At 46.6% G+C, this 12,486-nt stretch carries 12 protein-coding genes; 5 read left to right on the top strand and 7 right to left on the bottom strand.

From position 1 onward, the window contains the following. Positions 1 to 83: 83 nt before the first annotated feature. Both F6Q11_RS07030 and F6Q11_RS07025 read right to left on the bottom strand, forming a co-directional pair. Positions 84 to 440, bottom strand: a complete 357-nt coding sequence (locus F6Q11_RS07030) for a ferredoxin family protein (protein ID WP_297027737.1) — start codon at positions 438 to 440, stop codon at positions 84 to 86. Further along, a complete protein-coding gene (locus F6Q11_RS07025; RefSeq protein ID WP_297027735.1) occupies positions 433 to 798 on the bottom strand; it encodes a ferredoxin family protein in 366 nt (121 codons plus the stop codon). Before F6Q11_RS07025 ends, F6Q11_RS07030 begins: the two co-directional genes overlap by 8 nt. Positions 799 to 958: 160 nt before the next feature. Here F6Q11_RS07025 and F6Q11_RS07020 point away from each other — a divergent pair, with 160 nt between their 5' ends. Both F6Q11_RS07020 and F6Q11_RS07015 read left to right on the top strand, forming a co-directional pair. Then, positions 959 to 1,267, top strand: coding sequence for a hypothetical protein (locus F6Q11_RS07020; RefSeq protein WP_367119337.1), 309 nt, complete (start codon positions 959 to 961; stop codon positions 1,265 to 1,267). Then, a complete protein-coding gene (locus F6Q11_RS07015) occupies positions 1,264 to 2,664 on the top strand; it encodes an amidohydrolase (protein ID WP_297027733.1) in 1,401 nt (466 codons plus the stop codon). The genes F6Q11_RS07020 and F6Q11_RS07015 overlap by 4 nt, the downstream gene beginning before the upstream one ends. Here F6Q11_RS07015 and F6Q11_RS07010 read toward each other — a convergent pair. From F6Q11_RS07010 to F6Q11_RS06990, 5 genes are all read right to left on the bottom strand, one after another. Continuing rightward, complete coding sequence (locus F6Q11_RS07010; protein ID WP_297027732.1) at positions 2,661 to 3,011, bottom strand: hypothetical protein; 351 nt, start codon at positions 3,009 to 3,011, stop codon at positions 2,661 to 2,663. The two genes, F6Q11_RS07015 and F6Q11_RS07010, sit on opposite strands and share 4 nt — an antisense overlap. A 45-nt stretch (positions 3,012 to 3,056) precedes the next feature. After that, a complete protein-coding gene (locus tag F6Q11_RS07005; RefSeq protein ID WP_297027731.1) occupies positions 3,057 to 4,808 on the bottom strand; it encodes a S9 family peptidase in 1,752 nt (583 codons plus the stop codon). Positions 4,809 to 4,950: 142 nt separating this feature from the next. Beyond that, positions 4,951 to 5,280 carry a hypothetical protein gene (locus F6Q11_RS07000; protein WP_297027729.1) on the bottom strand — a complete coding sequence of 110 codons (330 nt, stop codon included), beginning with the start codon at positions 5,278 to 5,280 and terminating at the stop codon, positions 4,951 to 4,953. A gap of 65 nt (positions 5,281 to 5,345) precedes the next feature. Continuing rightward, positions 5,346 to 5,735, bottom strand: coding sequence for a DUF488 domain-containing protein (locus F6Q11_RS06995; protein ID WP_297027727.1), 390 nt, complete (start codon positions 5,733 to 5,735; stop codon positions 5,346 to 5,348). Positions 5,736 to 5,765: 30 nt separating this feature from the next. Continuing rightward, complete coding sequence (locus F6Q11_RS06990) at positions 5,766 to 7,313, bottom strand: AMP-binding protein (RefSeq protein WP_297027724.1); 1,548 nt, start codon at positions 7,311 to 7,313, stop codon at positions 5,766 to 5,768. Positions 7,314 to 7,448: 135 nt separating this feature from the next. Here F6Q11_RS06990 and F6Q11_RS06985 point away from each other — a divergent pair, with 135 nt between their 5' ends. From F6Q11_RS06985 to tes, 3 genes are all read left to right on the top strand, one after another. After that, positions 7,449 to 8,387: an MBL fold metallo-hydrolase gene (locus tag F6Q11_RS06985; RefSeq protein ID WP_297027722.1), complete on the top strand. Its 939-nt coding sequence runs from the start codon at positions 7,449 to 7,451 to the stop codon at positions 8,385 to 8,387. A 45-nt stretch (positions 8,388 to 8,432) separates the two neighbouring features. After that, entirely contained in the window at positions 8,433 to 9,707 is a 1,275-nt protein-coding gene (locus F6Q11_RS06980) for a TrpB-like pyridoxal phosphate-dependent enzyme (RefSeq protein ID WP_297027719.1), read from the top strand. Between the two features lie 341 nt (positions 9,708 to 10,048). After that, a complete protein-coding gene (gene tes / locus F6Q11_RS06975; protein ID WP_367119338.1) occupies positions 10,049 to 11,764 on the top strand; it encodes a tetraether lipid synthase Tes in 1,716 nt (571 codons plus the stop codon). The last annotated feature ends 722 nt before the right edge of the window (positions 11,765 to 12,486 follow it).

The following is a 12,486-nucleotide window of genomic DNA, read 5'->3' as shown; positions in this document are numbered from 1 at the left end:
GAAGAGGAAGAATCAGAAATCAAAATAAAATTTGAAGCCAGATCGGCTTTTGATCTGATTTCTTTATATTTGCCTTCATTAATTCATGCAAGCAAAGAAGGATTATCACTGAGCTTTTTTTTCAGTTCTTTCTGTAGCTGTTCTGTCGTAAGGCTTTTCACCACTTCTTTGATTCCTGAAACATCTGGATGCGTTATGGCGTTCCATAAGCAGGACACGGTACAGTTATTGCAGCCAACCATACAGTTTTCAGGGTACATGACCACTGCTTTATGCCTGTCGAAATCATAACCGAACACATTTCTCTTTTCTCCACAGGTGACAACACACATGCCGCATCCGGTACATTTATTCTCGTCGATGACAGGCTCCCAGTGAATTGCGGATCTGGAAATACCATGCCACACTGCAAATTTATTCTGCTGTTCGATCTCAGTCATCTTTTATCGCCTCTAAATGTACCGAGTGATCGGGGAATTTATCAATTCTTTCCTGCAGCTCCTGTTTTACCTTTGGAAATATCTTGTATTTTAGGATAGCATCTTTCACGTATTTCTTTGGGTCATCCGGAAAGCTTATCGCATCCTCTGGACATAGTTTTCCGCATGTAGTACATCCTATCACACATTTTCCGGGATTTGCCACAAGTGGTATACTCCTCGATCCATCCCACCTGAACACATCATTTCCACAGGTCAACAAACACATTCCACAACTATCACATTTTGATTCATCAATTATCGGGTACCAGTTGAACAGACTCCTGTCCACACCATGCCATGATTTCTGTCCGCCCATATATCGTCAAATTTAAATATGTCAATATATTATTTAAACTTTATTTTTATTCAGACAATTTTATAAGAAAAGAGAAATATATCCACCAAAATGCACCCCAAATCATCACACACATGGGTTCTATGTTGGCCTCTTCTATGCATGGGTCATCTTTGGAACTGTGGCGACGCTGTCAACACTGCTCATACACATACTCACAAACACGTCTCTTTCAGCGTCCTATATCAGAAGACGCACGGGAAGTGTGACATTCTGGATCGCCGTGCCAACGATCACGACGATCCTCATGTCCATCGCCTATTACTATTCCATCGCTGGAATGACCATGCCGTATTTGATCGCACCGATCATATTTGTGACGTGGATAGCCATATCAGTCCTGATACTCCATCTCAGAAAGGATAAATATTACAGCATCGATTTCTTTGCATCAAGGGAAGCAAGTGTGGCTGAAGTTGGTGGTGAATGATGTCCCTGACCTTCGATACGGTACTGACAAACGCCAGGATCTTCGATCACGATGATGCTGATTGCATAGTCATCGACAAGGGAAGGATCGTGCATGTTGGCAGGGATCATGGCATAAGCGCATCGAAGACCTTGGATCTCTCCGGCGGTTACGTGCTGCCCGGATTCATAGATTCTCATGCACACCTGCTGAGCACAGGCCTCGAAGGAACCAGGTTGAACCTCTTCGGTTCGGTGGGAAAGAAGGAGGCCGTGATGGCCATTGAGAAATATGCACAGAACCATGAAAAGGTGATCGCTTACCGTTGGGATGAATCAAAATGGGATGATGATAGGACGTACATAACGTCATCGGACCTGAGCAGGATAGAGAAGCCGGTTGTCGCATTCAGGCGCGATGGCCACATGGCGGTTGCGAACGAAGCTGCCATGAGGATCATAGGCGATCACAGGCCGGACGGAATATTCAGGGAGAAGGATATGGAAAAGCTCGATCCGATCGTGGAGCCTGATGAGAACGAGGCGGTCGAGGCCCTGCAGATCGCAGTTAGGGCCGCGGCTTCGCTGGGAATAACTGGAGTCCGCGACATGGTCGACCGAGTTGCATATGATGCCTACGGTAAGCTACGCACCGGAGTGAGGATATTCAAGGCGATCTACTCTGATGACCTCTTTCATGGTTTCGGTTCTCATCCCTATGACTGGGGTGTTAAAACGTTTCTGGACGGATCGCTTGGTTCTAGAACCGCAGCACATGAAGGATGGGACATGAAAAACCTGAAGATGGACAGGCAGGAATTCGAGAGTTTCTGCAATGGAGTATGGTCGAAGAATCTGCCTGTGGCTGTACATGCCATAGGTGAAATTGCCGTCAGGGTAGCCGCTGATACCATGCACGGACATGCCGGTAGGCACAGAAATTCCATCGAGCACTTTGAACTGGTCGAGGACGGTGTGATCGATTTGATCGATGAGAACACGATAATATCGGCACAGCCGAACTTTCTGGAATGGGCCGGCCATGGGGGCATGTATGAGGACAGACTTGGGAAATCATGGCTGTACAGGAACAATCCATACAGAGATATACTTGACAGGGGTCTGAAACTTGCCTTCGGATCTGATTCCATGCCTCTTGGCCCGATGTATGGAATATATTATGCTGTGAACAGCGAGTTTGATCAGCAGCGTGTGTCTTTTGAAGAAGCCGTGCGTTCCTACAGCGAATCCGGATCATACCTCCTTGGCACAGAGAACTGGATCGGAAGGATAGAAACGGGCTACTCTGCGGATTTCGCAATCTTCAGGGATCAGGATATCATCAACGGCGAAAGGATGAAAAATGCGAAGCCAGTGATCACCATGGTCGCAGGAAATACGATCCATGAAGGAAGTTAAGACTGGCTTCTGGATTTCTCGAAATCATATATGGCCTTGTCAAGTACGGTGGATATCTGCGGCCTGAGTACTAGAAAATGATAGGCCTCCGGGTTTGTGGCCTTCTTCACGTGTTCGATCCTTCTGTTCTCCGAGTCGAAGTCGATCAGGCCAGGCGCGAGTTCGCCCCTGGTCAACGTCACGAACATGGTGAGTTCGTCCGCATCGCTCATTGCCGGCGTGTAATATGATAGATAACCCCTGTACGAATAGACCGTGGCGATGTTCCTCATCGCCATGGCGAAGCCAGCAGAAAGGGACATAAGCAGATCCTCTGGAGTTTCCATGTACTCAAATTCAAACTTCATGGGAATTGAAATTTCAGCATGGATAAAAATCTATCCCATGAGGGTTCAATGTTCCCTCATGAATTTGATCGTTTCGATATACTGCCTCCTGATGTGCTCCTTTTCGTTGAATCCGTGCCCCTCCCGTGGAAATACAATCATGCGCACCTCGCATCCCTTCTCCTTCAGGAACCTGTAGAATTCGTAGTACTGTCCTATCGGTACGTATGGATCCCTGATTCCATGCATGAGCAGGACCGGTGTCTTCGGATCATGCTTCATCCTTATGGGTGAATATTCGTCGTACTTTCCAAATGCCCAAGGATCGTCGTCCATGTGCAGTCTATCCCAGAGATACAGATTGCTCGTTCCATGGAATGATACCCAGTCTGATATTCCGAACAGGGAGACGGATGCTTTGAATAGATCAGTCTTCATTACAGCCAGTGCTGACATGTAGCCTCCGTATGAACCTCCGGTAATGTATATCCTATCAGTTTTTATCTTTCCCGTATCATTAAGGTGTTGTATGCCAGATATGATATCCTCAAAGTCCATGCCTCCGAGATCACCCACGTTGAGCTCCGCATATTCTCTGCCCTTTCCAACGCTGCCCCTGTAGTTCGGTGCGAAGACGCTGAACCCGTATCCAAGGTATACTGATGTGCGATCCAGGAATGAACCATAGGAGAAGGAAGTCGGGCCGCCATGCACGTAGACGATCAGCGGATCGTTGGGGTTCTTTGCCCTAAGTATTCCGTATATGCCTGTCCCATCTCTGGACTTCCATTCCACGATCTCAGAGGGATAGGCAGAAATCTCCTTCAGACCAGAGTTAACCGCAGATTTCGTGAGGTCATTTTTCAGGAGATATATTTCAGGCGGTTCCATCGGCGATGAGAACGCAAAGGCAAAGGATCCGGACGAATAATCGAAGGCAGGAGAATACGCTGGCAATACTATGCCAGTTCCTGCCCAGACGAGCTTATTATTTCCCAGATCCCTTATGCGGAATGTCGTCCTGTCGTTCTCAAGCGCGTATACTGATCCGGATTTTAGGATCACATGTGAATAGCTAAAGTCGGATCCAGCTGTCAGATTGTGGATAGATTCGTCGTAGAGGATAACATCACCAGAGATAACGCCCCGATCGCTCATGACAGATTCCAGGAACGCTGTCCTCTCACCGTCCGCAGTGATCTTGCCGATCTGCCTTTTCCCTGGATCATAAATCATCTCAGGTTCCTTCCCCGGGACTATTCTGTACACCTTTGATCTGTACCAGCAGCTTTCCTGCGGGCAGTCTGACGCAACGGCATATATGCTATCGCCAGCGGCTGCGAATTCCCATATCTGCATCTTGTCCGTGATCTTGCTTATGCCATGGTCATCGATCATGTAGAGGTTGGTGAACTGGTCTTCCTCCTCAAAGAAATAGGCGTCATCCTCAGACCTTTTGACCTCAGGTTGCCCGGTGAAGAGGATCCTTCCGGACATGAAGCCTATAGTTTCGACCTTCATGCCTGTATCGTACTTTGCTGGTATACCTTCATCGCCCATTAACACTATCTCATTCCCTTCAGCAAATGCGGCATAGCCAGCCGGGGAAAACGTGAGCGAATGCAGGCCATAACCATCATATTTATGCAGAACGTTGAATCCTTCATCGAATATGTATACGGTCTTTTTGATCTCCTTCCTTCGATATTCCCTGAAATTATCTGCAACTATTGATCCAATGATATTTCCCTTGGGCGAAAGCCTGACCTCTTCTATGTTCTTCAGGTCGAGCAGATCATTCACTGTCTGATCGCGCATGCCATGATCAATCCTAGATCATATTTTAAATTGATTGCGGCTACCTTTCTTATCCAAAGCGATGAGAAAAAATGAGATGATACCATGGACTTCCGTACATTATCGTAGTTTCATCTGCGGAATGGATTCAAAAGTAAAATTTTCATAGTATATAGAGCCAGTAATAGACGTTGCTTGCATCGAATACGTCTATAAACAGCAGGCTCCGGTACGTTCCCTTAACGAGGACGTATGACCCAACCGACGGAGCTATACCGTGATAGTAGACGCTCACGTTTCCAGATCCTGTGTCAAGGACGAAGACAGATACGTTTGCTGATTCCGTTTCAGTAACTATTCTGCCTTCAATATAATATGTATTTCCAGATTTCATGCTTCCTGGTGAGGTGGATACAAGCAGGGGCACTATGCCGTAGACGATTATGGCGATCACTATGACCACCGCCATTGCCTCTGCGGTTCTTGTCTTCATATGGGATGGCATCAGAACCATGTAATAAATCCTTGTGATCAATCAGAATCATATCAATATATGTTTCATTGACCGTGAGATACGTCATCGGTGCCTGAACAGAATGATCTGAACTGATCCCAGTTTTCAAGAACTTCTTTGATGACGACCGCACCGTTAAGTTCACCTCGTGAGGCCACCAGCAGTGTAATATTATCCATGTTTCTCAGCTTCTCAAGATCTTCCTTTTTCTGGCACAGCTCCTGTCTGTACCTCTTTCTGAATTCCTCCCACCTGGCAGGGTCATGGGAGTACCATCTCCTCAGATCGTCGCTGGGTGCCAGATCCCTCGCCCAGAGATCCATCTTCAGATCTTCCTTCCTCATCCCCCTTGGCCAAAGCCTCTCAACGAATATACGGTAGCCGTCCGTTTCCGAATTCGCCTCGTAGACACGCTTTATTCTGATTGCCTGCATTCTTCCCATCCCAATTGTGATAAATTTGTTTCACGTTTTTTCTCCGATATTTCGGATGCGATCCTCTATAATGGTCCTGAGCGCCTTCTTATCTATCTTCCCTGTACCGGTCATCGGCATGCTCTCGACATGAATGAATCGATCAGGGATCCACCACTCCCTTATCACGCCTCTGGATGCCAGTCCCATGAGGTGTGATCTGATCATGTCTTCTGGCACAGGCCTTCCGTCTTTGGTTCTGTACACCGCAACTGGGCGTTCAACCCATCTATCATCCTTCACACCGATGACAGCGATATCACCGATTTCCCTGACATCAGATATATAATACTCCAGGAGCGCGCTTGGAATAAACTCACCTCCGCTCTTGATCAGATCCTTTATTCGATCCCTGATCTTGATCTTTCCGTCAGGAGTTATTTCCGCTGAATCACCAGGATAGAACCATCCATCCCTGTAAGCCTTTTCCTCTGGCGTGTTGAAATAGCCGTCCGGCAACCATGGGGCCCTGAATTTAAGCTCCCCGTTATCCCCCTCGATGTCAAAATCAGTAAAGACAAGTGGAGTGATGGAGTTCACTGCATCTGCGTTTCTAGTCGCGAGATCTCCGGCTATGTCTGATGTTCCTATGCCTGCTGCAAGACCGTCGGTGAAGCCATATATTCCGGTGAGTTCTATTGCATGATCTGAGGCAAATCTGAGTATCCCGGATGGTATGGCGGAGCCGCCTATAAGTATCTTCATGCGATCAAGAGATTCCTCTTGAAAAGAGGTAAGCGCATTGAACATCGTTGGAACCATGCTCATCCATGTCACTCCATTGCTCCCTATCATCTCTGTTGTGGTCTTCGGATCGAATCTTCCGCCGATCACATAGCCAGCGCCGATGAGCGTTGATATGTACAGCGTCCCCCATGACCAGAGATGGAAGAACGGAATAAGTGAGAACACTGTATCGGATGACGTGAGCCTGGCAGGACCGGGGAATGCCGATAGGTTCGTCTCCATGGCCCATGTCGTCAGTACAATGTCCCTGTGCCTATATCTAACGCCCTTGGGTTTTCCGGTTGTGCCGCTGGAAAACAGCACCGACGCTATGCGATTTTCATCCAGCTGTGGCGGTAGCGCATCATCGCGGGATTCGCCGTATTCATCCATCACCTTCTCCATACTCCTGATACCGTTGTCATCGATGATCCCGGAGCTAGATACTGCCGCTGCCAATTTCTCAAAGTCTCTTGAATAGAGCAGGTGTGTGCTTCCTGCTTCCCTCATGGATGATATGATCTGAGCAGGTGGCTGCCTCACGTCAACAGGGTGAATGATGTTTCCGGACAGGGGCACGGAAAACAGAAGGTATGCGAAGTTGATTGAATTCCAGTCCATGACGGACACCACCCTGTTCTCACCGATATCCCTGTGGAGACTGCCAGCTATCTTGATCATTCTATGATAGAACTCCGAGTAGCTCACCCTTTCCTTTCCATCCGTGATCTTTCCTGCACCCTCAGTACGCAGTGTCTTCAGGAAAACCTTATCCAGTGTCAGTCCCTGATTGTTGATCCTTGAATGTGCCATACCTATAGATAAATGACTTTCTATATCAAGTTTTCCAGATTGATATGATATTGATACTATTCAATTAATTGAATAACAACAGATATGAATAATTTAGCGTCAAAAGTGTTATCAATAAAACGCTCATTTACATGTATGCAGTCACTCATTCAGACATTCACAGTACCGATAGAGATAAGGGCCCTGAAGACCGCGAACATATACAGACTTGAATCGGATGATTCTGCTTTTCTGATCGATTCAGGCATGTCAGATGCATCCATAAGGGCCATCGAACCAAATCTCGGTAGGATAGATTTTGTTTTTGTAACGCATCTTCATATAGATCATCTTGGCGGTGTCCTCTATCTGCATGAGAAATACGGTATTCCAGGATATATGAACCATCTGGACTTTGATCTTATAATGAGCGCCAACGAGGATCGTGAAGGATATATGAGGAGGCATTCAGAGATCTTCAGAATCAATGGCGTTCCCCCGTCAATGGTTGAGGAGATAATAACAATGCATCCAGTGATAAGATACTTCGATTACTATTCGAAGATAGATTTCATTCAGGATCACAGGAAACTGAACGTGCCAGGCATAAGTTTTATCGACGTTCCTGGCCACAGCCCTGGATCGACAGCCGTCTATGTTGACGAGAGTCACGATCTCTTCGCTGGGGATCACATACTGGACAGGATAACGCCGAACATAGCCGTTTATGGAGACGAGGACGATCTGGGCAACTACCTCGACAGCCTGAAGAAGGTTAAGGCGATGAAGGTCGAGAGGATATTCCCAGGTCATGGCAACGTCATAACGGAACCGGCGATCCGCATAGATGAGATCGAAAGGCATCACCAGGAAAGAATGCATGCAATGCTGTCCGTTCTGAAGACGCCGAAGACTGCATACGATGTTGCCAGGGAGATCTCATGGAGCAGGGGAAGGAAGATGGATACCATGAACTTCATGGAGAGGAACTTCGCCATACTCGAGACGGTATCGCATCTGAAGCATATGCAGCGCATTGGCATGGTCAAGGCCATCGAAGACAGCGGGATAATAAAATATTCATACATACAATAATTACATACCGCATAAATTTTATACATGATTTTCATATTCTGAACAATGATAAGAATAGACCTTAAACAGGACGAGATGCCAGATCACTGGTATAACATTTTACCGGATTTGCCAGAAGAACTGCCAACTCCGAGAGACGAGACAGGGGAAGCGTTCGAGACTTTGAAGAAAGCCGTTCCAGCCAAGGTTCTCGAATATGAGTTTTCGGGAGAACGATATCCGAAGATACCGGATGAGATACTCGAGAGATACATGCAGGTTGGAAGGCCGACGCCCATAATAAGGGCAAAGAAGCTGGAGGATCTTCTAGGTGGAAACCTGAAGATATTCCTGAAGATGGAGTCATACACGTATTCCGGTTCGCACAAGATAAACAGCGCACTGGCACATGTATATTTTGCGAGGGAAGAGGGTGCAAAATTCGTTTCAACCGAGACGGGAGCAGGACAGTGGGGATCAGCGGTTGCCCTTGCATCGGCGCTCTTTAGGATGGAATCGCACATATTCATGGTACGGACGAGTTTCTATGCCAAGCCATACAGGAAATACATGATGTACATGTACGGTGCACATCCTCATCCAAGTCCATCTGAATTCACGGAATATGGAAAGGAGGTCCTGAAGAAGATGCCTGATACACCCGGATCGCTTGGCCTGGCCATAAGCGAGGCGATACATTACGCTCTGGACAACGGCGGAAAGTACATAGCTGGAAGCGTTATAAATTCCGATATACTCTTCAAGACCATCGCGGGGATGGAGGCAAAGAAGCAGATGGAGATGGCCGGCGAAGATCCGGACTACATAGTTGGAGTTGTTGGCGGTGGATCGAATTACGCTGCGCTCGCCTTCCCGTTCCTCGCTGATGAGCTTTCATCTGGAAAGATAAGGAGGACGTACATAGCATCTGGATCAAAGGAGGTTCCGAAGATGACCGAGGGCGAGTACAGGTACGATTATCCAGACACGGGAAAAGTTCTGCCGCTCCTGAAGATGTACACCATAGGCTACGATTTCATACCCCCTGCCGTATACGCTGGAGGCTTGCGCTATCATGCCGTAGCTCCAACGCTGAGCCTCCTCATGAACAAGGGCATAGTATCGGCGAGAGACTACGATCAGGAGGAGGCGTTCAAGTGGGCAAGGATATTCTCCGAAACGGAGGGCTACATCCCAGCTCCTGAGACATCGCATGCCCTTCCGATACTCAAGGAGATAGCGGACAAGAATAAAGGCGAGAAAAAGACCGTTCTTGTTAGCTTCTCTGGCCATGGTCTTCTGGATCTGGGTAACTACGCGGAAGCACTTCACTTCGAATGACATGGATAGAAATCAACAAAGAATATATACCAATTAATACCAATTTTTATTTTTGTGAAAACGACAAATTTTGTAGTTCAATAAAAGAATTTTTTACAAAATACGTGCGGATAGCATACTGCAGGACTATAACATTTGTATCTGATGATGCTAATCGCCAAACTACGTTATTAGCCAAGTCAGGAACAAAACAGTTTTAATATCCTATACTTTTATAGTGTTGGTGAATTCAAAAGATGCTGTCGGTTGAGAAAGAAAAATATCCAAACATAAGGTTCGCCAGCGACTTTGATATAAGTGAAAATGCTCCATTCAAGAGTGTTGATGAGTTCGTTAGAGAAATGGGCCATCTTATAAATGAGGACATGCTTGTTCTGAGGGTTACAGAGAGCCTGTGCCCTGGCTGCGTTGATGAGGAGAAATTCGATCAGATGAGGATACCCGCCATAGTTTATGAGGAAGCAGGCGAGGTGAAGCTCATAAAGGAATGCCCAGAGCATGGGGTCACCGTTGAAAAATACTGGGAAGACTATGAGATGTTCGAGGAGGCAAAGAAGTGGCAGGATCCCGGTGTCAAGATATTGAATCCGAACGTTGCCTATTACGCTTCGAAGATAGTGTGCCCGACGCACTGCGGTCTATGCGTAAAGCACAAATCACACACCGGCTTGGGCAATATCGTCGTCACAAACAGGTGTGATCTTTCCTGCTGGTACTGCTTCTTCTATGCAAAGGAGAACGAGCCCATATACGAGCCCACGCAGGATCAGATAAGGATGATGCTGCGCCGCATGAAAAACGAGAAACCAGTCGGAGCAAACGCTGTGCAGATAACTGGCGGAGAGCCGACCATGAGGGATGACATCATAGACATAGTCAGGATAGCCAGGGAAGAAGGCTATGATCATGTTCAGCTCAACACGAACAGTGTCCGTGCTGCGTTCGATCCAGACTTCGTGAGGAGGGTTAGAGAGGCGGGTTCAAACGTAATATACACTAGCTTCGACGGTCCGACTCCAAGATCGAATCCGAAGAACTTCTGGGAGATCCCGGCAGCTCTGGAGAACTATAAGAAGGCACCCCTTGGTGTCGTTCTCGTTCCGACCGTTATAGGCGGAGTCAACGATATGTACCTCGGCGACATCATAAGGTTCGGTCTATCGAACATAGATGTGGTCAGGGCAGTGAATTTCCAGCCTGTGAGCCTGGTCGGCAGGATGCCTGACAGGGCAAGGGCAAAGCAGAGGATAACGATACCGGGAGCCATAAAGAAGATCGAGCAGCAGACCGATGGCCTCATAGGAAGGGAGGACTTCTTCACCGTTCCATCAACCGCTTCCGTTTCAAACTTCGTTGCCGCCCTGAAGGGAAGGCCGACGTACAAGCTGTCGATACACTATGCGTGCGGCATGGGAACATACCTGTTCAAGGATGACGAGAAGGTAATACCTGTGACCAGATTCGTGGATGTCAAGGGAATGTTTGAGTACATACAGAGCCTCGCCGATGAGATTGGAGATTCGACTTTCAAGAGTCTGAGAAAGGTGGAGAGCACGGCAAAGCTGCTTTACAACCTCAAGAAATTCGTCGACTACGAGAAGGCGCCCAAGGACTTCAAGCTGAAGGATATGGTTTACAACGCGTTCACAGAGGGTGACTACCACGGTCTCAAGGCGTTCCACTACAAGTCGATGTTCATAGGGTTCATGCACTTCCAGGACCCGTATACATACGATGTAGATCGTGTGGAGAGATGCGACATACACTATGCGATGCCGGACGGCAGAGTGATACCATTCTGCGCATTCAACGTCATACCTGAGCTCTACAGGGACTCGACGCAGAGGAAGTACTCCATACCTGCAAAGGTTTATGAGGAGAAGACCGGAAGGAGCCTCAAGAAGGAGAAATACTTCAGGGAGTACAGCCTCGAGGACAAGAAGAGGATCATCGCCTTCTACGAGAGGAGCATAGGCAGGAAGCTCACTGAGGAGGAGATAGGGCAGAAACTGGAGGACCCAGTTCCTGTCATATCTTCACAGAACCCAGATATGTAATCTTACAAAAATCATATCCATTATTTTTTTCCTATTGATCGAAAATGATAATTTCTTATCAATTTATCTTTTTTATGATTTTTGGGCCAAAATAAAAACGTTTATAATAGTTCAATCTATATAAAGTTGTACGATATGATATTTTACCCCTATCGTAAAAGATGGTCGAAAAGATATTGTCCAGAGTTCTGTGTGTATTTGAATATACCTGTCACTGAAAATATCCTGTAAATCATCCCTAAATCTATATTAGCTATTAAGGGCTCTATGAGACCATGTTCCATCCAGTTCTGCCACCCTAAGGTATATGATCTTTATGGCTGATTTCTCTGCTATAATGGATCTATGATTTTGATGCACCTTCTGATTTTTGTTCATGCTTTAAATTAGTTCGTTGCTGTGTACTGATTTTCCTATGGACTTGCTATATTCTAAATAAATGAAGAGGTAGTTGAGCTTCCTTTCAAGATTGTATATCTGCCTAGAATATTTCTCATTCTAGCAGTATTTTAATTCCCTAAATCTCTCAGGCGCTTTTTCCCTTGTTTCTGATATAAGTATTCTCTTAAGCTGTTTATCTATCGAGGCTCTATCTGGTTCTTTCGCCTCCGCTTCTAAATCTCTTGAAGTATGGATCGTGCATAACTTGAAGTTGGTTCTCGGGAATATCTCCCTTATTTATCATCAAGGTTGAGTATCTCGTTTGGTATGAACAGTAAACG

The sequence above is a fragment of the Thermoplasma sp. genome (genome assembly GCF_008709555.1).
In the GTDB taxonomy this organism is placed as follows: Archaea; Thermoplasmatota; Thermoplasmata; order Thermoplasmatales; family Thermoplasmataceae; genus Thermoplasma.
The sequence above is the reverse complement of the archived record's forward strand: the minus strand, read 5'-3'. Positions and strand labels throughout refer to the sequence as shown.

Bases quoted from the DNA above. Each gene is read 5' to 3' on its own strand.
- F6Q11_RS06990 (WP_297027724.1), bottom strand. From the start codon at position 7,313: ATGGCACATTCAAGGATCAACAATCAGGGACTGACACTGGATAAGGTT.
- F6Q11_RS07005 (WP_297027731.1), bottom strand. From the start codon at position 4,808: ATGCGCGATCAGACAGTGAATGATCTGCTCGACCTGAAGAACATAGAA.
- F6Q11_RS06980 (WP_297027719.1), top strand. From the start codon at position 8,433: ATGATAAGAATAGACCTTAAACAGGACGAGATGCCAGATCACTGGTAT.
- F6Q11_RS07025 (WP_297027735.1), bottom strand. From the start codon at position 798: ATGGGCGGACAGAAATCATGGCATGGTGTGGACAGGAGTCTGTTCAAC.
- F6Q11_RS06985 (WP_297027722.1), top strand. From the start codon at position 7,449: ATGCAGTCACTCATTCAGACATTCACAGTACCGATAGAGATAAGGGCC.
- F6Q11_RS07000 (WP_297027729.1), bottom strand. From the start codon at position 5,280: ATGAAGACAAGAACCGCAGAGGCAATGGCGGTGGTCATAGTGATCGCC.
- tes (WP_367119338.1), top strand. From the start codon at position 10,049: ATGGGCCATCTTATAAATGAGGACATGCTTGTTCTGAGGGTTACAGAG.
- F6Q11_RS07010 (WP_297027732.1), bottom strand. From the start codon at position 3,011: ATGAAGTTTGAATTTGAGTACATGGAAACTCCAGAGGATCTGCTTATG.
- F6Q11_RS07015 (WP_297027733.1), top strand. From the start codon at position 1,264: ATGATGTCCCTGACCTTCGATACGGTACTGACAAACGCCAGGATCTTC.
- F6Q11_RS06995 (WP_297027727.1), bottom strand. From the start codon at position 5,735: ATGCAGGCAATCAGAATAAAGCGTGTCTACGAGGCGAATTCGGAAACG.
- F6Q11_RS07030 (WP_297027737.1), bottom strand. From the start codon at position 440: ATGACTGAGATCGAACAGCAGAATAAATTTGCAGTGTGGCATGGTATT.